This is a genomic window from Paenibacillus senegalensis JC66 (genome assembly GCF_000285515.1).
In the GTDB taxonomy this organism is placed as follows: Bacteria; Bacillota; Bacilli; order Paenibacillales; family NBRC-103111; genus Paenibacillus_L; species Paenibacillus_L senegalensis.
In genome coordinates, this window is the sequence record NZ_CAES01000153.1 from 1 (window position 1) to 415 (window position 415).

Below are 415 nucleotides of genomic sequence, written 5' to 3' on the forward strand. Positions count from 1 at the left end.
CCGCATCAGCGTCGGCATCCGCATCCGCGTCAGCATCAGCGTCAGCATCCGCATCAGCGTCAGCATCCGCATCCGCATCGGCGTCGGCATCCGCATCCGCGTCAGCATCAGCGTCGGCATCCGCATCCGCGTCAGCATCAGCGTCAGCATCAGCATCCGCATCAGCGTCAGCATCAGCATCCGCATCGGCGTCGGCATCCGCATCCGCGTCAGCATCGGCGTCAGCATCAGCGTCGGCATCCGCATCAGCATCCGCATCGGCGTCAGCATCCGCATCGGCATCGGCGTCAGCATCGGCGTCAGCGTCAGCATCCGCATCAGCGTCGGCATCCGCATCCGCGTCAGCATCAGCATCAGCGTCGGCATCCGCATCAGCGTCGGCATCAGCGTCAGCATCCGCATCAGCGTCAGCGTC

General features: G+C 65.1%; 1 protein-coding gene. It reads left to right on the top strand.

The window, feature by feature from the left end; genetic code table 11:
- Nucleotides 1-415 (top strand): hypothetical protein (locus PSHG_RS32060; protein ID WP_187373818.1); only part of this gene is annotated, 415 nt, incomplete at both ends.